At 41.5% G+C, this 21,075-nt stretch carries 36 protein-coding genes; 1 reads left to right on the top strand and 35 read right to left on the bottom strand.

All coding sequences use genetic code 11. The features are described 5' to 3' along the window. Positions 1-6 precede the first annotated feature (6 nt). The 34 genes from AABI08_RS00935 to AABI08_RS00775 all read right to left on the bottom strand — a co-directional run bounded on the left by AABI08_RS00935 (position 7) and on the right by AABI08_RS00775 (position 20,291). Positions 7-2,883: a phage tail tape measure protein gene (locus tag AABI08_RS00935; RefSeq protein ID WP_338344076.1), complete on the bottom strand. Its 2,877-nt coding sequence runs from the start codon at positions 2,881-2,883 to the stop codon at positions 7-9. Continuing rightward, the gene (locus AABI08_RS00930; protein ID WP_338344074.1) at positions 2,876-3,196 is read right to left on the bottom strand and encodes a hypothetical protein; all 321 of its coding nucleotides are present in this window, start codon (positions 3,194-3,196) and stop codon (positions 2,876-2,878) included. Before AABI08_RS00930 ends, AABI08_RS00935 begins: the two co-directional genes overlap by 8 nt. 62 nt (positions 3,197-3,258) lie before the next feature. Then, the gene (locus tag AABI08_RS00925; RefSeq protein ID WP_338343155.1) at positions 3,259-3,642 is read right to left on the bottom strand and encodes a tail assembly chaperone; all 384 of its coding nucleotides are present in this window, start codon (positions 3,640-3,642) and stop codon (positions 3,259-3,261) included. 71 nt (positions 3,643-3,713) lie between these two features. After that, positions 3,714-4,262 (bottom strand): phage major tail protein, TP901-1 family, encoded by a 549-nt coding sequence (locus AABI08_RS00920; protein WP_338343156.1) that lies wholly within the window; start codon positions 4,260-4,262, stop codon positions 3,714-3,716. Between the two features lie 10 nt (positions 4,263-4,272). Continuing rightward, positions 4,273-4,686 carry a hypothetical protein gene (locus tag AABI08_RS00915; RefSeq protein WP_338343158.1) on the bottom strand — a complete coding sequence of 138 codons (414 nt, stop codon included), beginning with the start codon at positions 4,684-4,686 and terminating at the stop codon, positions 4,273-4,275. Next, positions 4,679-5,038 (bottom strand): hypothetical protein, encoded by a 360-nt coding sequence (locus tag AABI08_RS00910; protein ID WP_338343160.1) that lies wholly within the window; start codon positions 5,036-5,038, stop codon positions 4,679-4,681. Before AABI08_RS00910 ends, AABI08_RS00915 begins: the two co-directional genes overlap by 8 nt. 1 nt (position 5,039) lies before the next feature. Further along, positions 5,040-5,327 (bottom strand): hypothetical protein, encoded by a 288-nt coding sequence (locus AABI08_RS00905; RefSeq protein ID WP_338343161.1) that lies wholly within the window; start codon positions 5,325-5,327, stop codon positions 5,040-5,042. Next, positions 5,324-5,659 (bottom strand): phage head-tail connector protein, encoded by a 336-nt coding sequence (locus AABI08_RS00900; RefSeq protein ID WP_168778742.1) that lies wholly within the window; start codon positions 5,657-5,659, stop codon positions 5,324-5,326. Before AABI08_RS00900 ends, AABI08_RS00905 begins: the two co-directional genes overlap by 4 nt. Positions 5,660-5,681: 22 nt before the next feature. Beyond that, entirely contained in the window at positions 5,682-6,593 is a 912-nt protein-coding gene (locus AABI08_RS00895; RefSeq protein ID WP_338343163.1) for a hypothetical protein, read from the bottom strand. A gap of 14 nt (positions 6,594-6,607) precedes the next feature. Continuing rightward, the gene (locus AABI08_RS00890; protein WP_338343164.1) at positions 6,608-7,141 is read right to left on the bottom strand and encodes a capsid assembly scaffolding protein Gp46 family protein; all 534 of its coding nucleotides are present in this window, start codon (positions 7,139-7,141) and stop codon (positions 6,608-6,610) included. Between the two features lie 152 nt (positions 7,142-7,293). Beyond that, the gene (locus tag AABI08_RS00885) at positions 7,294-8,151 is read right to left on the bottom strand and encodes a minor capsid protein (RefSeq protein ID WP_338344071.1); all 858 of its coding nucleotides are present in this window, start codon (positions 8,149-8,151) and stop codon (positions 7,294-7,296) included. Further along, positions 8,126-9,700 (bottom strand): phage portal protein, encoded by a 1,575-nt coding sequence (locus AABI08_RS00880; RefSeq protein WP_338343167.1) that lies wholly within the window; start codon positions 9,698-9,700, stop codon positions 8,126-8,128. Before AABI08_RS00880 ends, AABI08_RS00885 begins: the two co-directional genes overlap by 26 nt. Positions 9,701-9,709: 9 nt before the next feature. Beyond that, positions 9,710-10,990 (bottom strand): PBSX family phage terminase large subunit, encoded by a 1,281-nt coding sequence (locus AABI08_RS00875; protein WP_338343169.1) that lies wholly within the window; start codon positions 10,988-10,990, stop codon positions 9,710-9,712. Next, entirely contained in the window at positions 10,977-11,756 is a 780-nt protein-coding gene (locus AABI08_RS00870; protein WP_338343171.1) for a terminase small subunit, read from the bottom strand. Before AABI08_RS00870 ends, AABI08_RS00875 begins: the two co-directional genes overlap by 14 nt. Before the next feature lie 60 nt (positions 11,757-11,816). Then, complete coding sequence (locus tag AABI08_RS00865; protein WP_338343172.1) at positions 11,817-12,092, bottom strand: hypothetical protein; 276 nt, start codon at positions 12,090-12,092, stop codon at positions 11,817-11,819. Beyond that, positions 12,092-12,241, bottom strand: a complete 150-nt coding sequence (locus tag AABI08_RS00860) for a hypothetical protein (protein WP_338343175.1) — start codon at positions 12,239-12,241, stop codon at positions 12,092-12,094. Before AABI08_RS00860 ends, AABI08_RS00865 begins: the two co-directional genes overlap by 1 nt. A gap of 89 nt (positions 12,242-12,330) precedes the next feature. After that, positions 12,331-12,864 carry an HdeD family acid-resistance protein gene (locus tag AABI08_RS00855; RefSeq protein WP_338343177.1) on the bottom strand — a complete coding sequence of 178 codons (534 nt, stop codon included), beginning with the start codon at positions 12,862-12,864 and terminating at the stop codon, positions 12,331-12,333. A 381-nt stretch (positions 12,865-13,245) separates the two neighbouring features. Continuing rightward, positions 13,246-13,656 (bottom strand): transcriptional regulator, encoded by a 411-nt coding sequence (locus AABI08_RS00850; protein ID WP_338343179.1) that lies wholly within the window; start codon positions 13,654-13,656, stop codon positions 13,246-13,248. A 21-nt stretch (positions 13,657-13,677) separates the two neighbouring features. Beyond that, the gene (locus tag AABI08_RS00845; RefSeq protein ID WP_338343181.1) at positions 13,678-14,061 is read right to left on the bottom strand and encodes a RusA family crossover junction endodeoxyribonuclease; all 384 of its coding nucleotides are present in this window, start codon (positions 14,059-14,061) and stop codon (positions 13,678-13,680) included. Further along, entirely contained in the window at positions 14,058-14,285 is a 228-nt protein-coding gene (locus AABI08_RS00840) for a hypothetical protein (RefSeq protein ID WP_338343183.1), read from the bottom strand. The genes AABI08_RS00845 and AABI08_RS00840 overlap by 4 nt, the downstream gene beginning before the upstream one ends. Then, positions 14,285-14,581 (bottom strand): hypothetical protein, encoded by a 297-nt coding sequence (locus tag AABI08_RS00835; protein WP_338343185.1) that lies wholly within the window; start codon positions 14,579-14,581, stop codon positions 14,285-14,287. The genes AABI08_RS00840 and AABI08_RS00835 overlap by 1 nt, the downstream gene beginning before the upstream one ends. Then, complete coding sequence (locus AABI08_RS00830) at positions 14,578-14,802, bottom strand: hypothetical protein (RefSeq protein WP_338343186.1); 225 nt, start codon at positions 14,800-14,802, stop codon at positions 14,578-14,580. The genes AABI08_RS00835 and AABI08_RS00830 overlap by 4 nt, the downstream gene beginning before the upstream one ends. Continuing rightward, positions 14,802-15,143, bottom strand: coding sequence for a hypothetical protein (locus AABI08_RS00825; RefSeq protein WP_338343187.1), 342 nt, complete (start codon positions 15,141-15,143; stop codon positions 14,802-14,804). Before AABI08_RS00825 ends, AABI08_RS00830 begins: the two co-directional genes overlap by 1 nt. Then, a complete protein-coding gene (locus AABI08_RS00820) occupies positions 15,144-15,836 on the bottom strand; it encodes a putative HNHc nuclease (RefSeq protein WP_338344067.1) in 693 nt (230 codons plus the stop codon). A 10-nt stretch (positions 15,837-15,846) separates the two neighbouring features. Continuing rightward, on the bottom strand, positions 15,847-16,587 hold the full coding sequence (locus AABI08_RS00815; protein WP_338343189.1) for a phage antirepressor KilAC domain-containing protein: 741 nt from the start codon (positions 16,585-16,587) through the stop codon (positions 15,847-15,849). A gap of 33 nt (positions 16,588-16,620) precedes the next feature. Continuing rightward, positions 16,621-16,764, bottom strand: a complete 144-nt coding sequence (locus AABI08_RS00810; protein ID WP_338343190.1) for a hypothetical protein — start codon at positions 16,762-16,764, stop codon at positions 16,621-16,623. Continuing rightward, positions 16,757-16,960, bottom strand: coding sequence for a hypothetical protein (locus tag AABI08_RS00805; protein ID WP_338343191.1), 204 nt, complete (start codon positions 16,958-16,960; stop codon positions 16,757-16,759). The genes AABI08_RS00810 and AABI08_RS00805 overlap by 8 nt, the downstream gene beginning before the upstream one ends. Continuing rightward, a complete protein-coding gene (locus AABI08_RS08405) occupies positions 16,935-17,177 on the bottom strand; it encodes a helix-turn-helix domain-containing protein (protein WP_421823500.1) in 243 nt (80 codons plus the stop codon). The genes AABI08_RS00805 and AABI08_RS08405 overlap by 26 nt, the downstream gene beginning before the upstream one ends. Beyond that, positions 17,174-18,115, bottom strand: a complete 942-nt coding sequence (locus tag AABI08_RS00800) for a hypothetical protein (protein WP_338343192.1) — start codon at positions 18,113-18,115, stop codon at positions 17,174-17,176. The genes AABI08_RS08405 and AABI08_RS00800 overlap by 4 nt, the downstream gene beginning before the upstream one ends. 18 nt (positions 18,116-18,133) lie before the next feature. After that, positions 18,134-18,733: a DUF669 domain-containing protein gene (locus AABI08_RS00795; RefSeq protein ID WP_338343193.1), complete on the bottom strand. Its 600-nt coding sequence runs from the start codon at positions 18,731-18,733 to the stop codon at positions 18,134-18,136. Positions 18,734-18,737: 4 nt separating this feature from the next. Beyond that, a complete protein-coding gene (locus AABI08_RS00790; protein WP_338343194.1) occupies positions 18,738-19,496 on the bottom strand; it encodes an AAA family ATPase in 759 nt (252 codons plus the stop codon). 15 nt (positions 19,497-19,511) lie between these two features. Further along, complete coding sequence (locus AABI08_RS00785; RefSeq protein ID WP_338343195.1) at positions 19,512-19,901, bottom strand: hypothetical protein; 390 nt, start codon at positions 19,899-19,901, stop codon at positions 19,512-19,514. Beyond that, the gene (locus AABI08_RS00780) at positions 19,898-20,077 is read right to left on the bottom strand and encodes a hypothetical protein (RefSeq protein WP_338343196.1); all 180 of its coding nucleotides are present in this window, start codon (positions 20,075-20,077) and stop codon (positions 19,898-19,900) included. The genes AABI08_RS00785 and AABI08_RS00780 overlap by 4 nt, the downstream gene beginning before the upstream one ends. Positions 20,078-20,135: 58 nt before the next feature. Then, the gene (locus AABI08_RS00775) at positions 20,136-20,291 is read right to left on the bottom strand and encodes a hypothetical protein (protein ID WP_338343197.1); all 156 of its coding nucleotides are present in this window, start codon (positions 20,289-20,291) and stop codon (positions 20,136-20,138) included. Positions 20,292-20,592: 301 nt separating this feature from the next. On the opposite strand from AABI08_RS00775, the gene AABI08_RS00770 reads away from it, so the two are divergent. Further along, positions 20,593-20,871: a hypothetical protein gene (locus AABI08_RS00770; protein ID WP_338343198.1), complete on the top strand. Its 279-nt coding sequence runs from the start codon at positions 20,593-20,595 to the stop codon at positions 20,869-20,871. Here AABI08_RS00770 and AABI08_RS00765 read toward each other — a convergent pair. After that, a complete protein-coding gene (locus AABI08_RS00765) occupies positions 20,868-21,050 on the bottom strand; it encodes a hypothetical protein (RefSeq protein WP_338343199.1) in 183 nt (60 codons plus the stop codon). The genes AABI08_RS00770 and AABI08_RS00765 overlap by 4 nt on opposite strands. Positions 21,051-21,075 lie beyond the last annotated feature (25 nt).

Genomic DNA, 21,075 nt, shown 5'->3' with positions numbered 1-21,075 from the left:
TCCCTCCTAAAAGACGTTCAAAGCGTTGTTCTTCTGCAAGTCGTATGCCTTACCCTGTTCGTTGCTAATATCGTCAACAAACGTTGAGTAAGTGTTCTGCCCCATGCCGATGTTGATGTTTGCTGGTTGCTTCTGGTTATCCAATGACATGGATACCGTTCCATCAGAATTCAAATCAAACCCTGATGTGATTGGAGTCATTTCGTATGCTAGGTTAGCTGTGCCAAATGAATCACTAATCTTAGAGGCCATGCCAGCAACGTTGCTTTGCACGTCCTTGAATCCGCTGTTCAGTCCACCATTCAAACCTGACATGATGGCGTTACCTGCAGGAACAAGCAAGCGAGCATCATAGCTGATTGGGCCCTTGTGGTCCTTAATCCAGTTGGCAATTCCTCCGACAAATTTCTTGCCAGCCTCCCAAGCTGATGTAAGACCTTTGACAAAACCATCAATAATCGCCTTACCTGCTCCGAACAAGTCAATGTGCATCGCATTCTTAATGATGTTCTTAATGCCATTCCAGACACTACTGGTAATGCTTGTCAGGTAATTCCAGACATCACTCATGACACTAGCAATTCCATGAACAACTGAACCAATAACAGAAGCAATTGTGTGAATAACTGTTCCGATAATGGATGAAATACCATTCCAGATAGAACTTGCGACACCCTTAATGGCATCCCATGCACCCGACCAGTCGCCATGAATAACAGCCATAATAGCCTTGATAATGCCAGCAACAATGTTAATTTCGGTACTAATAATTGTCACAATGATGTTCCAGACACCACCGATAATTGCTGAAATAACATTCCAAACCGTCTGGATAACGTCCTTAACAACATTGAACACGCCAACAACGACATCTTTAACGATATTGATGTACATAGTAACCGCAGCAACAATCACGTTCCATACACCAGTGATAATAATGACAATTGCGTGCCAAATACCACTAATATACGGTCCAAGGAATGCAAAGGCTACCTTGATAGCACCAACAATAGCAGTAATCGTACCAATCAATGGTGCAAGCGCAATGCCAACAATAACTACGATAGCCTGGAATAGCATTCCAAAGAATTCTGACAATGGTTCCCAAGCATTTTTAAGCGCTTCGATAATTGTCTTCAAACTTTCAACAAAGCCGTTCCAAATACCAGTTAAGAAAGCTCCGATTGGTTGCCAAATGGCCTTCACAACGTCAACAACGGTTGTAAAGGCATCCGATATAGACGACCAAACTATTTTGGCTACACCGACTAGTCCATTCCATGCCTGACCTAGCCAATCGACAAAGCCCTTCCAGATGTCTTTTCCTAGTTTTGTTTTGGTAAAGAACAAAGCCAGTGCTGCAACAACAGCTACAATTGCAACAACTATCCACGTTAATGGATTAGCAAGAAGTGAACTGTTCAATGCCCAATTAGCTACAGCCGCTAACTTACTTTCTTTAGCCATCATAGACAATGCAGACTTTGCTGATTCACTTCCCTTTGAAGCGGCACTAGCAGCTCTGGCAGTATTCATTAAATTGCTTGAAAAACTACCAATTTTACTAGTTACTGTACTTGCTGCATTCGTAATATGGTTCATGTTGTTCAAGAATTGTCCAGTTGCTGTAACTCCTGGACCAACAACTGGTGCAAGCCCAACGAACGAACGGCTGACTTTGGCCAACCAGTCGTTGCTAGTCGTTCCCCAACGTACAATTTGGTTGGTGGAGTCAATCAGACTGCCAGTTACCCCACTTTGAGAGCTTGCTGCAGCGTTTTGATAAGAACCCCAGTTATCATTCAACCGCTTCAACTTTGAACCAATATTCTGTTGCATTTCAGCTGACTGGTCTTCCAGTGACTTAGTGGCGGTTGCACCATCCTTGGAAGTCTTTTGAATCTGGTCACTAAAAGCCTGCCATGAAGTCGTGGTGTTACCTGACTTATCCTTAATCGAGTCAAGCAAAGGCAAGATAGCACCCATTCCAGCCGTTCCGAACATCTTCTTCAAAGCCTCGGCCTTTTGAGATGACGACATGCCATCCATGTTGGTTGAAATCTCTTGCAAGATAGATGGTAATGACTTCATGTTCCCTTGCGCATCCGTGAATGAGATACCCAACTGATCCATGGTTGCCTTAGCCTGCTTGCTTGGGGCTTGCATTTGAATCAAGGCATGGTTCAAATCTTGTGAAGCTTGGGCAGAACTAAATCCCTTGTTGGTCAACAGACCAATCGCTGTCGAAGCATCCTGCATAGAGACACCAGCGTTCTTAGCTGTACCACCAATCGTTGCTAATGCTTGCTGCATAGAATCAATCGAAGCGTTTGAAAGGTTGGCTGTCTGAGTCAGAATGGAAGCCGCCTGTGCAGGGCTTTCAAACGAATCACCCCAAACGTTCATTGCTTGTTGAACAACACCAGCGGTCGTCTGCAAATCAGCACCAGAAGCAGTAGCCGCTTCAGCAATCGCAGGGAACTCTTTCTTAATCGTACTTAAGTTAGCACCATCTCGTGCCATGGACAGCATAGCGTTAGCCGCTTCTTGCGAACTGACAGGCAACTTGTTCCCCATCTCTTCGGCAACCTTTGTCAGGCCACCAATGTCTTTAGACGTTCCACCAGCAACAACGGCAGCTTGGTTCATGGTCTGCGAGAACGTCCCGTAAGACTTCAGCGCAGATACACCCAGAGCAGTCGTTGCAGCGCCAGTAATTGTCATGGCCTTACCAACTGATTTCATTGAATTAGAGGCGTTGCTCGATGATTGGTTAGCTTTGGTCTCAAACTGGCTCATACCGCTCATAGCAGTCGCAATTCCTGCCATGAAACTACTCATATTCGCTTCAAAAACGGCACTAACGCCATATGTTTCAGCCATTTACCCTCCTTTCCAACTTGTCCAGCAAGTCGAGATTGTATTCTTTTTCAACATTTTTAACGGACATACGAACACCAGGGTTAGTTCGCTCTTTGACCTCGTTAAAGGCCTTCTTGTACGAGTTCTCAAAGAACTTATCGAACGTATTGTACTTGAGCTTGTCGCCCTTGCCGTTCGTTTGCTGTACAGCCATGTAGGCCCATGCCATCTCATGTGTCGTGTGTTTGCGGTCCAACTCTCGGAGTTCGGCCGCTTCCATCTGCAATTCATACTCAAATGGAGTCATCTGCTCAATAGTTTCAACATCCGACACATTAAAATAGCGCAGTCCATTTACCAAAATTTCATGGTATTGAGCTGCGCTATTGAGGTTTTTTAGTTGTTCGCTTCCGCTTGAGCCTTTGCCTTTGCTGCTGCCATTTGAGCGGTCAAAACGGCTACCTTTTGGCTCGTAAATTTTCCCTTTTCGAGCTGATCCATCACATCAGATGTGACCTTTTCGTAATCGGCTTCTTCATCAAAGAACTTGTCGAGCTTTGAAGTAGTCAACTTACCACCCGCTGCATGGTTGGAAGCCAACAGAATCTCTGCCACAGCCAACGGGTTTTGGTCTTGGATAAAGGAAGCCAAGTAGTATTGCAAACCAACCCCGAACTTCAAGCCGTTGTTTTGGCCTTCCTTAGCCTTATCCAACTCACGAATAAACTTCATTCCGAAGCTAAATTCTTGTTCTTGACCATCAATTTCAAACTTCAACATGTAAATAATCTCCTTAAATTTAGTGGGCCTCACACCCCATTCGAACGTTTAAGCCGTTGTCGCTAGCGCAATTACTTAGTAGGCGTTGGAGCAGTGTTAGTGCTTGTGGTTTCAGACGTTGAAACCTTACCAAGGTCTTTGAAATCGTAACCGTTGTCTTGTTGGTCAACTGACAAGGTAACATCTCCTAGTCGTGCGTAACCGTCTTGAATTGAGGCTTCAATCTTAACCGATACGGAGTTGTCTGAATCGCCTGTCTCTTCAAAAGAAGTCAAGTCAGCAATCATGTAACGGCCTGCATAAGTACCTGACTTAGTTCCTGGTGTGTCCGTGAAGACAATCCAGAAATCAAGCGGATAAGCGTTAACCTGTGCGCTTTCCAAATCACGCACGATTGCTTGGTTGGATGACAACAATTCCAAAGACAAAGTTCCTTCCAAAGCACCGCCCTTGGTTACCTTGCCATCCTTTGTATCTTCCGTCTTACTATCACGAGACAACTTGTATGAATAAGTCGTCTGATAAGCGACACGAGTCCCTTCTTGTGTTGCTTGATTGGAACGCAAACGGGCAAAGACGATTGCCTTACCACCCGATTGCTTAACTAATTGGTCAGCCATTTGCTACCTCCTAAATTCGAAATGTGACATCTAATGTTCCATGGACCAACCGAATATTGTCTTCTTGCTCGAATGAACGACTGTTAATCGTGTATCGAGGGTCGAATTCAACTAAGTAGTTGTCCGTCTTTTTGAGCTTCATCACGTAGTCATATAAATCAGCCATGACCTTTTCTAACTGATCCATGTCATACTGGTCTTCTGCCTTGTTGTAGGCATGAATTGTGACCGAAGCACGAGACACAAGAACACCCTTTGTCTGCGTGTTCTGTTGCAGGCTATAATCGCCCATGAACACCAAAGGGCTCTCAAATGTCTCGCTTTTCAAATCGGGAACTGTACTAAAAAAGCGGTCTCCATATTTGTCATAAAGATAACCGCCAATCGTCTTATACAATTGATAATCTGGCTTCTCACTAGCCATTCATGAGCACCGCCTTTAACTTAGATTTGTATACCTCTTTATGGGCATTGAAAGCCTGATACATAAAGAGCTTTGGTTTGATGAACCGAGTCCCGTTTTCCTGTGCATAACCGTAGTTGAAGTCCTTGTTATACGCATTGGCATAAACAGTCCCGATAATCCAAAGTGGAGACTCTTGAATTTCAGTCTTATTGCTACGCCTTAAGAAACCAGTCTTCACAGGTTCAAGGCGCATGGCCTGTTGCTGTGTACTAGCAGTCGTTTCCATGATTAGGGCCTTAACTTTAGCAGGCACTGTCATCGTCTTAAGCTGCATAGCACGCCTGAACTCATCAGCCCCCTTTACTGTCATCTCAAGCCTCCTTTACCAATATTGACTGACGATAATTAACCGTCTGTCGTTCTTGCACCACGTATTTCTTGCCACCAATCAGGCAATAATCAAAATCATCTAGTGGTATGCTTGTACGCAGCTCTTTTTGACCATAGGTCGCTGTGCCATACTTTCGAAAAGCAGTCGCAGCGCTCAAATTGGTCACGTTTACTGTGTACTTGCCAACTAACACATCTTGGTGCTTGGTTGGGTTACGTGGGTCTTGATTTCCCTTCACTTTCTTATAAGTCTGAACCTCGAAAATCATAGGAATGTTACCCGTCCTGTCCGAGGACTAGACGTATCGCCATACCTATATTCGTCAATTTCTTTCTTAAACTTAGCAAAATCGTCATCTTGGAATACAAGGGTCAAACCATCTTGGTTCGATTGCTTCAACCCCTCATTTCCTAGACGAGAGAAACGAGCGCCCACCACTTCGTCAACAATGTAGCTGAACTTTGGTGGAATGGCGCTTCCATTTGACAGGCCTAACAAGACTGACAGGCGTGATTTAACGCCCTTCTCAATCAAGATAAGTTTGGTATTAATATCTGCTCCAGGGTCAAGCAAGATAGCATAATCAGTTGCTGAACTCATCACTTACACCCCCCTTAGTCAATTACTTAGATGGCGTTGCGCTATCAGTAGTTGAAGTTCCTGCAGTCGCTGTCTTAATTGAAACAGACACACCGTCCTTCTTACGGTCCTTGACAAAGATGTCGTGGTACAAACGGTTTTGGTACAAGTATCCATCGCCCTTTGTGTGTTCGCCTGGATTGAACAAGTAAACTGATTGAGTCTTCAATGCAGGAATCGTTACTGACTTAGCAACGAACAAGAAATTGATAGCCTGTGAATCAGCCTGTGGCTTAAATCCATCAGAGAAATCAAACTTAGTGTTCAACAATGTTGGATCAAGAACTTCAATCAATTGCACACCATCCAATGATGTGACACGAGATTCCAAAGCAGTTTGGCCAACGTTTTGGTTCGTGATAGAACGAGTAAATTCCTTTGAACGTTCCAAGTAGTCCATGGTTTCAGTTGAAACGAAACCAATGATGTCCGTTACACCGTACTTACGTACTGGTAACAAAGCGGCTTTCAAACGTGTGTAAACGTTCGTTTCATCCAACTTTTCAGTAGTTGATGTCTTTGCCAAACCAGCCAAAGTTGAGAAACGATAAGCATCAATTTCAGGTTGAGCTTGTTCTTCAATAAAGACCTTAGTGATGTTTCCGACTGCCAAATCTTGGTTGGTTTCGTCAACATCTTCCTTATCGACAAAGAATTCAATGTCACGGTCTTGACCCATGGTATAGACCTTCTTGTCATTCGTGACAGAACCTGAGTTATAGCCAGTACCTCGAGTGTGTGGCTTAAAGCCTGATGTTGAGATGGTCGTCAATGTAAATGACTTGCCACCGTTCACGAATTGCAAGGCCTGGTTGCCCAAAACAGAAGTAATCAACCCTTGGTTAATCTTCTGATCAAAAACGCCACCATCCTTAGTTACGTAGTTATATGCCATTAGTTATTTCCTCCTCATAGCCCTAGTGACTTTGCTAAATCACTCTTTGTATCAATATTTTCTGCTGAACCCTTTGGCTTACCGCCACCACTCAGCTTGCTGTCAACTTCCTTGTTGACTCGTTCTGAAATCAATTGAGAAATTGAATCAGCAGTCTGAGCAATCAAATCAGCCTCTCCCAATGCAACTAACGGTTCGGCCAACTCAGATGGCAAGTCCTTTTCTGCCAAAACGTCACGCACATTAGCTGTCAATTCCCGCTTGTTAAGTTCTGCTTCACGAGCAGCTAACTTATCAGCACGTTCCTTAGCCGCTGCTTCTGCTTTTTCTTGAGCAGACATCTTGGCCAGCTTTGCGCCTTCGGTCTTGGCTTCTGACAACTTGTCATCAAGTTGTTCATCCCAACCCTTCTTGGCCTTGGCCACACGCCGTTCAGCTTCACGCTCGATTTCCTTGTCGAGTTCATCTTGCGTGTAAGTCTTAGGTGTTTCCTCAGCCTCGGTTTGTTCAGTTACATCAGTTTCTGGTGCTTTTGGTTCTTCTGCCATTGCAATTCTCCTTTTACACAACAAAAGGCACACTGTCCGCCAATTACTGGTACACAGTCCACCTTTTCGTTCCGTTATTTGATTTCTGGTGCTTTTAACGACATCCCAGGTCGATTTATGTACAAAAAAGCACTCACAATTAAGTGAATGCTTCAATCATCATCTTCGTCATCAGAAGAGCTATCATCATTGCTGTTTTGCTTGTAAAATCCAGTAACCGAACAACGGCAATTAGGATGTTTTGGAATTGTGTAACGACCCTCGCCAAAATCAACGGCCTTGAACACTTTTCCATCCATTTCCATGCAGTAACGACATGCACCACCACCAGTTACCCATTCCATGTACTCAAAACCAGCGTTCTTGATGTTCTTTGCCTGCTGTAAGGCCGAAACTCTTGCTGATTCTGTACGTAATATACGTTCTGCTTGGTACTTTTGCACACCAAACTTTTCTTTGAGCTGCTTGGTGTACGTCACTGGGTTTTGCCCCTGTAATAACGACTGGCGCATGATGTTCGATAGATCAGAACGAAGAGCACTTTGATTCTTCCAAATCGAGTTAGACCAGTTAACACCATCAAAGTTTGTGTTGACTAATGTGCGGTCAATTGGTTTTGACTTCACGTCATAGGTTTTAAAGCCGAATTGAGCCGTTTTATTGGCTTCGTTGTTAAGATTATTCGAAATCTTCTTAATCGCTTTGTAGGCCACCACAGTCGTGAATAGAATCACTGCATATTCAATCATCTGGTCAACGTTGCTAACTTTGACAGGCTTTTGACCATTCTGCTTGGCATAGCTATCCAGATAGTTCACAAGGTCTTGATTTGGAACGCCTGAATAATCGCCTTGGTCGAAATCTGGATACTCCGCCAAGAAATCTGACCACCAGTCCATATAGTCCGAGCTCGTGTCATCAACAATATCTTGTAGTGCTTGAGCATTTCGACTATCGTTCAGTGCTTGCTGATTAGCGAATTGTTTAACCTTGTCCCGATTGCTCGTCATCAGTCTCATCTCCAATGCTGTTAATCAGTGCGTCACGTTCCTGGATGTGCATAACTTCCTTTTGCATAGCCTGATTATTGCTATCCTGCTCTTCACGCAAGCTATTCATCTCATCAGTCGAGATACCTGGTGCAAAGCGGTCAAGATAAGCTCGTGGGAATGTTGCGCCTGCCTGTTGCAACGTCTGAATGGTGTTGACATCATCAGTTGGTAGGTTGTCTGTGAACATGAAGTTGATGTTGTTGTAATCAATGTCCCATTTTCCCTTCACGGCCAACTCCAGTTCTTGAATGATTCGATAAATGGATGTGAGCCCTTTCTCGAACATTCTTCGCTTGGTCTTAGCTAATTGAATAACACCCAATTGCTTGTACTGCATGGCCACACCCGAAGAGTTGTTGGCAAAGTTATCATCAGACACATCAGGAGTACGACTAAATGAGTGGATGTTCTTATAGAGGCGTGTCTTGTAGGCCTCAACACCAACACTGTCGTACTCTTTATGAATGTAGCTAGCTGACACACTCGTCTGTTGACCAGTAGCACTAATTCCTGATTTCAAGAAGAGTGTTCGACTCTTGCGAATGTCTTGTAACAACTGGCGTTTCTCATCAACCAACTTTTGCAAGTATTCCTTGTCGTCTGGATCTACTGCTAATTCAGCACCCTCTAACAGGTCTTGAATATCGCCCTGGATAACCAGCATGGCATCATTGCTATCCTGCATGTAATTAGCTGTGTCGGACTGACTAGCATCATAGGCATCAATCAGACTAATCACACCATCATAGTCGCCTAAGCGCTGACTGTTGTTCCAGAACTCAACAACTGGCATTGAAATCAATTCTTGTGTCTGGCTGTTATCATAACCATTAGCAACACTACCGCCAACAATGTCAGTAGGTTGACTAACTGTGTACTGGTGTTCGGACCAAGTTTCAATAATGAACTGGCCATAGTCAGATGAATCGACACTCTGCAAATCATTCACTGGCGTGTAGCGCACAGCAACCAATGGCACTGGGTCAACCTCATTCGAATAGATGATAAACGTGTCCACTGGGCTTAATCGAGTGATACGTTCCATCTTGTCATCAGGGTCACGATAGATATTGGCGAATGCTCGGCCATACTTCGACATGTCATTAAATAAGTCGTAGTAAAGTGCATCAATATCGTTGTAGTCGTTTATGTTGTCTAGCAAATTGTGCTCATCATCAATGCCATTTCCATCACTATCAACAGTAATCGTGATTGGGTTACCAACACTGAACGCTGTATGGAAATCAGCAATCTCTTGGGCAAATGGATGCCCCAAGCGAACGTCAGCGCCATACTCATCAACTCTTCGACTATTCTTGTTATTAATCTTTGTGTTAATACCTTTGTAGTAGCTATCCAACATCAACAATCGTGGTCGCTGCTTGTTGTAGTGGTGTGCAATAAATTGGCCAATTCGTTCTGGTGTAAGTGCATTTTCATCTTCCTTGTACACCATCAGCGCGTTTCTAAGGCTGTTGTATGCCTCAGTGTTATAGTCTTGTGGCATATTCCCTCCTTACAGTCCAATGTCCTTGACTGCCTTTAATCGTTCTTGATAATTCATATATGAGCCTTCTTTATTCGTGAAGATAATTGGCTCAAGCGCATATCCCAATGCTTGAATGGCGTGGTCGTCTCCATCTTCAACGGCATTGGTCATCTTGCCAAACTTGTCCTTCTTGTAAGTGAACGTTTCCATTTCTTCTAGCAAGAAACTGACATTTGGATGGATATGATAGTGGTAGTTCTTCATGAACTCCATTCGCTGTTGGTTGGAGTCTTTACCTTTACCAACAGGAACAATTGTTCGAAGCCCTCGACTTTGCAATTCAGCAATCGTTCGAGGCTCTGCACTGTCGGCATACACCTTTCCTTTCATAGCACCGCTCTGTGCGAGTTTACGTGCCATTGGGTCATTTAGTAAGCCCTGTTCGTAAAAGCCGTCATAGACGTATATATCGTTTCCTTTAACGATAGCTTTAACAAAGGCAGTTGGGTCATGTGTGAAACCAAAATCAAGCCCCATGATTTGTCGACCTTGAATTTCTCGTGAGTCAAAGTTTTCAAGCTCGAACAGGTCTTCAAACACAAGTCCTTCTGCAATACCCCATTCGCCATCTACGGCCACTCTGGCACGGTTAGGATTGCGCTCCTTTAGCTCCATCATGTTGTCAATGAATTGTTGGTCCAAGTGGCTGTTATTCTTGTAGGTAGTCGTGAAATTCAACACGCCATTGCGCTTGGTCTCCTCATCAAAAAACTCTTCTTTGAGCCAATGTCGTTCAGACCAAGGGTTGAATGTCAGGATATGCTGATAATAGCCTCCATCAGGTAACTGTCCACGTAACGATTCAACAACCGTTTGGAAGTCCTCACGGCTTTTTAACTCGTAAGCTTCTTCCCACCACGCACGACACAAATAGCCGTTCTCAGCGCTAATAGACGTTATTTTCAACGGGTCATCCATGCCTCGAAAGTAAATCTTCTGGCCTGTTGATTTCATAGTGATTTCAAGTGGGCTAACTGTGAATTTAAAAAGGTCATACAGCCCTAATTGAGTGATGACCTTTTTCAATGTGTTATATGTCGACTCTTTATTGGTGTTCTGATACTGCCGAATAACCAGCCAGTTAACATATGGGAGTCGCAACATTTCATAGATAACGTTGTACGCTTGCGCCCATGATTTACCAGAACCACGAGCACCTTTGATAGCAATAAATGACTCATGACTGGCAAAAAGTTGATAGTAAGACTGATCCACAGATTGATGGAAATTAATATTAATTGTCGCCATCATCTTTCTCCTCGAAACTGTCCATATTGATATTAATTTTCTGCTCGCCATCGCCATCAGCAAAGACACCTTTGCCAAGTAACTTTTCTAGCAACCTATCACGAGCCTTATTGCGGTCATGCAACTCAACAATTGGGCCATCTTTACCAACAGTTATCTTCTTAATCGCCTTACTATCAACAGAATTACTGTCTTTCAAAGCTACCCATGACTTATGCCTGGTATATTGCTTACCGCTCTCTTCGTCAATTGCTTCAAATTCATTCGAACCCCATTCCGCAAAGTCACGTACATCAGCTTTCGCTTCAACAATCAAATCATCAACCAAATCAAAAACGCCCACACTTTGTTCAGCCATACGAGCTGTGTGCAGACGTTTAATTTCGGTTTGAATGTTAATATTTGTTAATAAATTGTGAGCAGCTACTTTGGCTGAATCATAGTCAACATTGTAAGCATTTATGTATGCCTGTGTTGCATTGGAAAGGCGCACATACTCCATAACAAAGTGCTTTTGACGGTCATTGAGTTCACTATCATCTAGTTCTTGAATAGCTGGATGCAACTCTTGATGCGTTGCAACGTTTTCATTTTTTGTTGCAACACTTTTTGATTTTGTTGCAACGTTTTTTGGTGGTGATTCGATTGACCAATATCTGGCTTTCCATGAACGAACTGTTGCTGCTGAAACCTCATACTTGTTTGCAATGTCTTTAGGCTTCATACCAGCTAAGTAATCTTGCTTAGCTTCATCACGTTTTGTCATGTCATCGCCACTCCTCCTTTCTTCTTGACATATGTACTAAAAAAAGACCCGTTAAGGTCTTTACTTTTTAATCCACTTATAAACAAAATAAAACCCGATAAAAATAGGAATTGATACGATGAAAATAGCCAATGAATATTGTGTAATAATCTCATTCAGCCACCTCATATGCTTGCCGTAATTGATCGCACCGAATCGAAATCCTGCCCGCATGTTAGCGTGTCGATATTCGTGCTTGTCTGGTTGCTCATCGTTTACAGTAGCAAATTGATTATTAACAGCGGTCGCCTGTTCCTTATGCCGTTTCATTCTTGTTTCTTTATCTTCATACACCATTAGAACGTCGCTCCGAACCAGGCAATCTTAATCGCTAGCGTGATAATTCCGATTGCGCCGATAAACAAACCGCCTGCTACCATGTACAGTATACCGACACACATCCATTCAAACGGGCGGCCTAAATGTTTCACAATCTTGTCTTTCATCTTGATTTTATAACTCCCTTCATATTAAAAAAATCGCCGTTATATTTAAATAACTGACGATTTTTACTATCTAGTTTATTTGAAAATGCTCAACTACGAATAACAAAATACTGTACAAGTTTCATCACACCAATAAATAGCAACATGAATCCCAAGAACTCCCATAAAAGCAATCCCCCGATAAACGGACTAATAATTAACACAACGCCTGCGATAATATTGATAATTGCCAAAAAGACAAATACTGCACGTCCATTTGAAATACCATTTAAAAATGTTAATTGAGAAATCCCCTCAGAAACCCATGCAATTCCAACTAAAATACCAACAACAATCAATAGTGATACCGTTGCATACTTAATATCAGCAAAAATAAAAATGCCTGCTAGCCAATAAACAATTGAAACCATAACATTAACAATGTGATTCATATCAATCTCATTTTTTCGATTAAAACTAGCAAGGAATCTAACAAATCCGGTCACTAACAGTGAAAATCCAATGATCATCGAAATAAAAGAAGCGCTTTTCTCAGGCCAAACAATAACAAACACACCAAACAACGCCGTTAATAGGCCGTTAATTCCTAATGAACGTCGCATTTTATTAATAAACTTATCCATACTTATTTCTCCTTTGTTTCTACAATATAACAAAATTATACAATATAGTTAACAAAAAAGTCTTTAATAAGTCAAAACAAAATATGAATTACTGCCATTTTAGTTAAATGATTTTCAGCAATGTGTTTCCGAAACTCAAAAAACAGCAGTACACTAATACCGCTACGAGCAAATCAGGAATCGCACCCGATCGAGTTTTCTAACCGTGATGATTCCCACAAAGAATAATCACGAGGCCTAGCCATTTGCTCCAAAAAGCAGTGGCATTAACAAAGAAAAAGTTATTGGAGAAATAATAAGTTGCCACTGCTAAAATCCCATTTATATGAAATTTTCTATACTACAATCTTACCGCCATTTTCTAACTAAAAAACGCAACATCTAGCTAATCCAGGTATTTCTTAGCAAGAATCTGTATTTAGCTTTATCCCTGTCATTCTGGCATTGTCGCTCTGATTTAAATACTAATCGAGCAACCTTTTTCCAAACATAATGCTTTCGTTCATCATAGTAGTAGTCCAGCATGTTCACTAATTCCAAATCATTATCAACAATGAAATCATGAACTGCGTTATATCTTGATTGAAGTAAATTTAATTCCTGGTCTTCGTACTCTTTGATCAAAACGCCTTCAACCTTTGATTTTTCGTTGTTGACGTTTTCAACTCGCCCTCCGCCAATGTTCTCATCAGCAGATTGAGCTGTTCTTAATTCAAATTTTCTAAGAGCGATTTTTTTCTCAATATCGCCTGAAAAGTATTCCGTGAATAACTTGTCGATTTTGTCCGCCAACTGAACATTCCCCTGTCTATATTATTTTTTGACCCTAATCTCTACCCTTGGGTTATCCTTATCAATATCAAACGTCTCATCAAACCCAGTTACGAATTTGTAACTATCATTTGGCAAGAACACATCACTGCGTACACTGGCCTTCTGCATGCCATCAAATATGAATTTCTTGGTAAATGACCAATTGTCTGGATCTATACGCTTATCTGGTAAATACCACTTAATTTCTAATTTACATGGCCAATCAAATCGCACACCATCAACCATGGCCTGTTGAACAGTCAGCATGCAATAGTTAGTCGCTCGCTTCTTCATCTTGGAAGCAATGTAACGATTCTGCCGCTCGGCCTGGATGTATTTGTTGAGCGTGAATGGTTTTAGAATCTCTAGATTAAATTCAATCATTTATTTCCCTGGAACAACTCCCCTAATTGCTTAATGGCCTTGTTAACTCGCTCAACTTCTTCTGGGTGCTTCTTCATCCATTTCGAATGACGATAGTTTCCAATCGCTTCGAAAATCAAACTGATAATCGTAGCAATAATCTTATAAGCAAAATAGACAACAACTAGTAATGAATACATAGCAACGCCCAACACTAGCACTAGTGCAATAACTGGTAGTAGCATCAATGAACCTCCAATGTTTTTTCCAAAAGATAGCTATATCCAGTTATGAAATTGATTCGTTCCTTGATTTCATATCCTCGTCTAAGTAGCTTGTTCAACTCAATAGTGTCTTCGTCTTTGAAAACAGATATAAATCTAATTTGTTTAACAAAATCTTTTGCTTTGTGTTCCAAATACAGACTACATATTTGTTCATCACTTAAATTTGATTCAATCCTGTATAGTCGTGCAATTAAATTTTCAATTCCGTTACATTTTTTGGCCTCTAGAATTTCTTCTTTTGAAATTTTTTTCATTGATTCTCCTCTTCGTAAATAAATTCAATCTCACATTTATCTAAATCATTACCAAAAATCTGATCGCCCTCTTTTGGATTCATTGCTTTCTCAACTAATTCATCAAACGCCTTTTCATCTTTGAAATCTGACCTATCAAGCGTATCGTTTTCAACCGAGATACCGCCTGTGAATGGGTCATATACCAGATAACCAATCCAAACTGCCTTTACTTTTTTCATCACTTCTTCTCTTTCTCAACGAACTGGTCATGAGCCGATTCACGAGTGCGTGGATTAGCAATGGCAACAATTTCTGGCCAATAAATATTAGTATTTACTGTTCCGCTTAATTCTTGCTGTAATTTATCAACCAAGAAACTGTTTAGCAGACCGTAGTTGTAATCTTGCCTCAACTTGTCAAAGCAATCAGTAATCGCTTTGTATTGTTCTTCTGTAAAAGTCTTTTGTGTCATAGCTTCCTCTTCTTTCTCATCCATCAAATCGTAAATAATGTTTGCTGCTTCGTCAGATAATGGCCCATTCAGTGAATGAATACCATATTTTTTATTTATAAAAACCATCTATACCAATTTCTCTTCCTTAACAATGTGCAAGTGGTAAATCTTGGCAATTCGTTCATCAACTGGCACGCCCTGCAAATGGTAGTGCTTCATAAATCGCTCAATTCCCCAATCTTTGGAATGTTGTTGCTGATGGTGTGTGTGACATAGTGCCATGCCTAGCCAGCCAAGATGGTTCATCTTCTGCCGGCTGTTGACAAACCCAATCGCCTTACAATGAGCAAACTCGATACCCTTGCTAGTACCGCATATAACGCACTTTTTATTAATTAGGCATGAATACTCGAACCGCCTGCCAAAGTCGCCCTCTAGCTCATTTATTGGCATTCTGGACAGTGCCACGTTGTGTGCCAGGCTAAAGTCCAATAACATGCTGATAAACTCGTTGGTATCTGTTCGATTGCCTAACCTAGTCGACAGGCTGATATAGTCCAAATCGTTATCCAGGCAATACTTAGCTTTGAAGTAGTTTTCGACTGCCTTGTTATCGCCCGCCCAGAAGCCACCAATGTCAGATTTGGCAATGTCGGCCATAATGGCGTAGGCGAACTTACGTTGCTGGGCTGTAATCGACCGATCATCACGCAACACCAGCCCTACTGAGTCCGTATAAAATTGGGTGTCAACCTCGTCAGCTAATTCAATTGTGACCACGTTGCCCCGTTTGCTGAGCAACTTGCCTGCAACTTCCATACGCCCTCTCTTAAGCCTCAGCTACTGCCTTAGTGCAGTATTTTTTAACGAAGTATTGCATGCCCTTGGCCGTCACTCGGACAGTCATAGAAACACTTGGACCGCCAGAACGGTCGTAGGTTGTTTCCACGCTCTTAAACAGCTTGCGAGTGTTGGCGTAACTTGTTGGGGCGTAACCGTTCTTTAACTTGCGCAAGTAGCCATCTCGCACCAATTCTTTGAATAACAGGTTCTGGCCTGTGTGATGACCGTTCTGGTCAAGGTGGTCGGCTAGTTGCTTCATGTAGAACACATCCTTTGACTCGGCTACCTTGTCATAAAAGTCAGCCTTGGGCTTCATTGCTTCGTTTTGGATTGCTAAGAACTTAATTTTTTGGTCACGCTCTCCAAGCAACTTGTTAGCAATAATCAAACCACGCTCAACAACCAAATTCGGGTCGTTCCACTGTTTTTCAACCTCAATGAAATACTTGCGAATCTGATGGCCTTCTTCACTGTTTGATTGCATGGCAATGTTCTTAGAAGCTTCGATTGACAATTCATAATCTTGAAGTGGCTTAATAGCCCCGTTATTTACAACTGCACCCGTATGTGCACTTGTAAAATCAACACCTTCAATCAAGTATTTGCTGTTAGTTTCAAACCAGCGGTTGAAGTTTCTTGTAAATCCTAATTGTTTAAACAATTCTCGAGCTGATACCGTTGGTTCTTTTGTCTGGTCTGTTCGATCAAAAATAATTAAGTTGTTCATCTTCGTCTCCTAACCCGTAGGACAACCTACGCCTTAAACCTTCTCCACCGTCACTTTATAAATCTTCCCGTTAATCTCAATGTGCTGTTTTTCTGGAACTTTTGTTTCGTTCGTCATAAAAGCACTTGTGACAACTTTATTGCCAATTCCTGATAACCATTCGTTTAAATCATTCATCTTCGTCTACCTCGTAAATTTGTAATCTGTTACCGAAATCCTTGCGCTTCTTATACGCTGGGCGAGTTAGGAACATCAGACTATCGAACCGCTTGCCCGTTGCTTCGGCTATCTCGTAAATCGTGCCCGACGTGATGAACTCGTCACCCTTGTACAGTGCCCAGATTCGGTCAGCTTTTCTTGTCTGCTCCGCCATCTAGTGATTCCTTTTCGTTTTTCAAAATATAATCAACTGACACGCCATACAGCTCGGACAGCATAACCAAATACACGTCTCTTACGCTCGTCACGCCCGTTTCCATGTTGGCTAGGCTAGTTGTGCTCAGCTTTAGCCCTTTGGCCTCTGAGTAGCGACTAACGCTGGCTAGTGAAAAGTTATTCGCCTGCCTGAGCTCTCTCAGTCGATTAATCATAGATGTGTATGCCTGCCGTTTAACATGGCCATCAAGTCCTCTGGACTATCTGCTGGCTGTTTAGTCTGTGGCTGTGATTGTTGTTCCTGCTGTTGCTGAATTTCGGCATTTGTGGCAATCTTTGGCTCTTGCTTGCCTTTGGTAGGTTTCTTTGGACGTTTGCCATCTCGATAACCAAACTCAATCGCCTTGTCCGAATACTGATCAAATTTCTTAACTAGCGTTGTACTAGAAAACTTAGCGATAATATCTTCTGACCAGCTATCCACGATGTAATTCATCACATCCTGAAATTCTTGGACTGAAATATTTTTAAAAACAAGTTGGCCAAAAATTCCTGAATTATTTAGCTGACGATTTGTTGCTGAGTTGAAAATTTCCAGCATATCCTTTGCAGGATTTATCGATTCCACTTCGCCATAATCTAATGGAGTAGTCTCTTGGTTAGTCTCTTGGTAGTCTAATGGTATTGGTCGGGTCAAATTGACCTGTTCTGATGGTGTCAAATTGACCTGTTCAGAGCGTTCCAAATTGACATCTTCCATTGGGTCAAATTGGCCTGTTCGATTGGACGTTTTGCTTTTATCGATTTGTTCAAATTGACCTAATGCGCTGTTAAGGCGCTCATAGTCGATTGTGTACCATTTTGTTTTGTCAAATTTCTGTTTGTTGTAATTTCCAGTGATCAAGAAATTTTCGTCTGTTAGAAATTTTAAAGTACGTTTTACAGTGCTTTCTGACATCCAAATGAACTGATTTTCCCAATCTCCAATTGTGTTAAATACCCATGTTTTTCCATCAAATTCTTTTCCTGAACGCTCCATCCAGTAATGTATTTGTTGAAGCACAATCGCCCTGTCTGAACTTCCTAATAATTTCGCCAAACTTGGTTGAAATTGCATTGGGCTTTCTTGAATTAATAATTTCGAACTTCCCATGTATCGCACCTACACCTATTAGAATGGAAGGTCATCATCTGAGATATCGATTTCAGAGCTGTTTGCTGCTACTTGCTTAGCAAATGGATTGAAACCAGTCTGCTCTGGTTGCTTACTTGCAAATGCGTTGCTTGATGGTGCTTGCACATTTGGGGCGCTATTCTTGGCCTCAAACATGTCACGAGTGACTCCATTTGGTTCACTTCCATTAGCGAGCTTTGGCTCACGTCGTTTAACGTTGAGGTTCAGCTTTCCGTTAAACTCGCTCCAATCAACTGTGACTGACAATTCCTTCCCAGCCATACCCCTTACAAATTTTTGAATACTGTCTACCTTAGTTCCTTCAGGAACACCAACAGCAACCAACATGGTGTTGAAATTTCGTTCTGAACGCTTTCGTGAATCTTCATCCTTTTCGTCCCAAACAATGTTGTCGTAACGGATTTGTCCGCCTGCGTAAGGACCATCTACAACTTCATAGTTCATAACGGCCATATCCTTACCAGTTGATGTCTTCTTTGCTTCTGAGTTGTCGAGGACTCGTACGTTGTACTTTCCAGCCTCTTCAACTTGTTGCCCTGATACGTTGTTGTTGTCTACTGTTACTCCAAATGCCATAGTCTTATGCTCGCTTTCCTAATTCGTTAGCAACGTCTGCTACTTGTTCTTCAAATGTCTTGTCGGCCTTTTTAGGCGCTTTCTGTGTCTTTTTAGTTGGCAACTCTTTCTGCTCAGCAGGTTCTACCAATTCGTTTGCCTTAATCAACGTACGGTCATCAATTCTATTTTTTGCGTGATTCCCATTTTCGGAATCTAGGTCAATATATCGTTCACCATCGTTCTTGTAGATACGACCAACAATGTCGAATGGTGCTGACAATGCATTGAACGTCTTAGCGTTCATATCTGGTTCAAACCGTCCCTTGCCATCTAGTCCACTTGAACCATTGTCAATCTGGTGGGCTGTAACTAATACAGTCTTTCGACTTCTACGCAACCGCATGCCAAGATTTCTGAACCATACTTGCAACTTCTGGTAGTTTTGGCGGCCGTCTTTCGACTTTCCATCAATGTTTTCTAACACCCAATTTTGTAGGGCCGTCACATTGTCTAAAACAATGACATCAATGTTTTCTCCGCCAATTACTTTTTCGATATAGTAATCAACCATTGCCTGAATTTGTTCAGCATCCGTGTCATCAAAAGCGAATACAAATGTATCTGTTGTATCTGCTAGTGCATTGTATGAACCATCAAATATGAAAGACACTTTATTGCCTTTAAATTCCTTAGACAGGCTCGTTTTACCTGTACCACCATCTCCATAGATGAAGTACATGTTTCCTGATGGCTTGATTTCGCCTTCTTTGAATGTAATCATGGCTCGTCTCCTTTCTTACTTTTTGAAATTAACTTTTTCAGTTTTTTTGATGACCGTAACTTCATCAAATTCTTCTTCGTTAAGAATCTTCTTAAGGTCTGTTACACCCTTGAATTGAAGTACCTCTAATCCATATGCTTTCAAATACTTGAGCATCAGTTCTGGGTCATTAACGACTACTCGTCGACCAACCTCGCTCATTTCAATGTCGTCAATTTGGCCACCATCAATCAGGTATTCTCGTGCGTACTTCTTGAACTTTTTGATGTTGCCTTCCATTTCTTGAATCTTGAAGTACACTTCACTTTTCTGACTCGGAGACAATGATTTGAAAAAGTCCTCATTTCCCAAATCAACTGCTGATGTGATTTCTCCGTATGAATCTACAATTGATACATCTCTCATAGTTGAACCCCCAATTCCTGCAAGTAAATTTCAAGTTCTTCAACTTCATCATTTAATTCAGATTGCTTGTCGTATAGTTTTTCCAATTGGTCTTGAACTCGTTCAATTTCATTAGAATTTCTGTCATTCATGTGATAATGGATAATGTCGTCTGCTACTCGATTACCTGTTGTCATGATTAGCCCTCCTTTTGTGCTATAATTAGGGCATAAATATTTTTGTAGGAAATTTTATTTATGCCTGAGCTCGCTTATTCAAGCGGGCTTTTTCTTTTGCTTTCTTTTTGTCATCTCGTCCGAGTGTGTAGCCAATTTCAAACGCTGATACTGCGATGACTGCCAACGTTACCAACGTGGCTACAATCGACCATAATTGATTAAATTCGCTCATTTTACGCCTCCTATGCGTATTTCCTTGCTCGTTTGAAGAAGTAGTTATACAGCTCATACCCCGAATAAACTGGGTGCGTTTTGCTCGGCCATATTGGTTTTGGAAATTTTGGATTATCTTTGAAGTATTTTTTGAAGGTAGCGTGCGCCTTGATTCCTAACTTCTCCATAACCTGCTTTTGTGTGTACTCTTCGTTAATGTCGAATTTTGTATAAGCCGTTCCGTTCAAGTCATCACCACCTTTCTGGTATCCTTTTATTACTGGCTCTGCAAAGCCTAGTAAATTGAAAGGAGAATTATTATGAGTAAGCCTTATATTTTGAGTTATGATTTAAATTCGCCAGGTCAAAAATACGATGATGTTAAAAAGGTAATCGACAGTTTTGGTGGTTCATATATAAAAATATTAGAATCAACATGGATGCTTAGAAATAATCTTTCGCCACAGGAAATGTCAGATAGATTAAGCAAAGCATGTGATAAAAATGATTCATATTTAATCATTGAAATTGCCAAAAACTATCAAGGCTATTTGACACATGAAAAATGGGAATTTATAAAAGAAAACATTCTTTATTAATAGGGGTTTTCCATTTTCTCTGCTGTAAGATCAGATATCCTAGAGTTGATTTCTTCGTAAGTCAGCTCTTTTTTAATTTGATGGAATCTATTTTCAACAACGCTTTGAACAACTTTCCAATCTGAATAACTGATACCTGACAATGCGTTTGAAATTTCGTTTGCCTTTTCCTTTTCCATGTTTCCTCCTTTTTTGATATTCTTA

Origin of the sequence: Fructobacillus evanidus (genome assembly GCF_963580165.1) — a bacterium.
Classification (GTDB): Bacteria; Bacillota; Bacilli; order Lactobacillales; family Lactobacillaceae; genus Fructobacillus; species Fructobacillus evanidus.
Note: the sequence above shows the minus strand (reverse complement) of the source record. Positions and strands in the feature narration are given on the sequence as shown.

Coding starts and splice junctions, on each gene's coding strand:
- AABI08_RS00860 (WP_338343175.1), bottom strand. CDS start 12,241: ATGAAAGACAAGATTGTGAAACATTTAGGCCGCCCGTTTGAATGGATG.
- AABI08_RS00875 (WP_338343169.1), bottom strand. CDS start 10,990: ATGGCGACAATTAATATTAATTTCCATCAATCTGTGGATCAGTCTTAC.
- AABI08_RS00840 (WP_338343183.1), bottom strand. CDS start 14,285: ATGCTACTACCAGTTATTGCACTAGTGCTAGTGTTGGGCGTTGCTATG.
- AABI08_RS00905 (WP_338343161.1), bottom strand. CDS start 5,327: ATGATTTTCGAGGTTCAGACTTATAAGAAAGTGAAGGGAAATCAAGAC.
- AABI08_RS00835 (WP_338343185.1), bottom strand. CDS start 14,581: ATGAAAAAAATTTCAAAAGAAGAAATTCTAGAGGCCAAAAAATGTAAC.
- AABI08_RS00830 (WP_338343186.1), bottom strand. CDS start 14,802: ATGAAAAAAGTAAAGGCAGTTTGGATTGGTTATCTGGTATATGACCCA.
- AABI08_RS00795 (WP_338343193.1), bottom strand. CDS start 18,733: ATGGCATTTGGAGTAACAGTAGACAACAACAACGTATCAGGGCAACAA.
- AABI08_RS00785 (WP_338343195.1), bottom strand. CDS start 19,901: ATGAGAGATGTATCAATTGTAGATTCATACGGAGAAATCACATCAGCA.
- AABI08_RS00775 (WP_338343197.1), bottom strand. CDS start 20,291: ATGAGCGAATTTAATCAATTATGGTCGATTGTAGCCACGTTGGTAACG.
- AABI08_RS00885 (WP_338344071.1), bottom strand. CDS start 8,151: ATGACGAGCAATCGGGACAAGGTTAAACAATTCGCTAATCAGCAAGCA.
- AABI08_RS00895 (WP_338343163.1), bottom strand. CDS start 6,593: ATGGCATATAACTACGTAACTAAGGATGGTGGCGTTTTTGATCAGAAG.
- AABI08_RS00855 (WP_338343177.1), bottom strand. CDS start 12,864: ATGGATAAGTTTATTAATAAAATGCGACGTTCATTAGGAATTAACGGC.
- AABI08_RS00820 (WP_338344067.1), bottom strand. CDS start 15,836: ATGGAAGTTGCAGGCAAGTTGCTCAGCAAACGGGGCAACGTGGTCACA.
- AABI08_RS00925 (WP_338343155.1), bottom strand. CDS start 3,642: ATGTTGAAGTTTGAAATTGATGGTCAAGAACAAGAATTTAGCTTCGGA.
- AABI08_RS00915 (WP_338343158.1), bottom strand. CDS start 4,686: ATGGCTAGTGAGAAGCCAGATTATCAATTGTATAAGACGATTGGCGGT.
- AABI08_RS00815 (WP_338343189.1), bottom strand. CDS start 16,587: ATGAACAACTTAATTATTTTTGATCGAACAGACCAGACAAAAGAACCA.
- AABI08_RS00900 (WP_168778742.1), bottom strand. CDS start 5,659: ATGAGTTCAGCAACTGATTATGCTATCTTGCTTGACCCTGGAGCAGAT.
- AABI08_RS00825 (WP_338343187.1), bottom strand. CDS start 15,143: ATGGTTTTTATAAATAAAAAATATGGTATTCATTCACTGAATGGGCCA.
- AABI08_RS00790 (WP_338343194.1), bottom strand. CDS start 19,496: ATGATTACATTCAAAGAAGGCGAAATCAAGCCATCAGGAAACATGTAC.
- AABI08_RS00765 (WP_338343199.1), bottom strand. CDS start 21,050: ATGGAAAAGGAAAAGGCAAACGAAATTTCAAACGCATTGTCAGGTATC.
- AABI08_RS00845 (WP_338343181.1), bottom strand. CDS start 14,061: ATGATTGAATTTAATCTAGAGATTCTAAAACCATTCACGCTCAACAAA.
- AABI08_RS00780 (WP_338343196.1), bottom strand. CDS start 20,077: ATGACAACAGGTAATCGAGTAGCAGACGACATTATCCATTATCACATG.
- AABI08_RS00935 (WP_338344076.1), bottom strand. CDS start 2,883: ATGGCTGAAACATATGGCGTTAGTGCCGTTTTTGAAGCGAATATGAGT.
- AABI08_RS00800 (WP_338343192.1), bottom strand. CDS start 18,115: ATGGGAAGTTCGAAATTATTAATTCAAGAAAGCCCAATGCAATTTCAA.
- AABI08_RS00890 (WP_338343164.1), bottom strand. CDS start 7,141: ATGGCAGAAGAACCAAAAGCACCAGAAACTGATGTAACTGAACAAACC.
- AABI08_RS00770 (WP_338343198.1), top strand. CDS start 20,593: ATGAGTAAGCCTTATATTTTGAGTTATGATTTAAATTCGCCAGGTCAA.
- AABI08_RS00910 (WP_338343160.1), bottom strand. CDS start 5,038: ATGACAGTAAAGGGGGCTGATGAGTTCAGGCGTGCTATGCAGCTTAAG.
- AABI08_RS00805 (WP_338343191.1), bottom strand. CDS start 16,960: ATGGCGGAGCAGACAAGAAAAGCTGACCGAATCTGGGCACTGTACAAG.
- AABI08_RS00920 (WP_338343156.1), bottom strand. CDS start 4,262: ATGGCTGACCAATTAGTTAAGCAATCGGGTGGTAAGGCAATCGTCTTT.
- AABI08_RS08405 (WP_421823500.1), bottom strand. CDS start 17,177: ATGATTAATCGACTGAGAGAGCTCAGGCAGGCGAATAACTTTTCACTA.
- AABI08_RS00865 (WP_338343172.1), bottom strand. CDS start 12,092: ATGGTGTATGAAGATAAAGAAACAAGAATGAAACGGCATAAGGAACAG.
- AABI08_RS00880 (WP_338343167.1), bottom strand. CDS start 9,700: ATGCCACAAGACTATAACACTGAGGCATACAACAGCCTTAGAAACGCG.
- AABI08_RS00810 (WP_338343190.1), bottom strand. CDS start 16,764: ATGAATGATTTAAACGAATGGTTATCAGGAATTGGCAATAAAGTTGTC.
- AABI08_RS00870 (WP_338343171.1), bottom strand. CDS start 11,756: ATGACAAAACGTGATGAAGCTAAGCAAGATTACTTAGCTGGTATGAAG.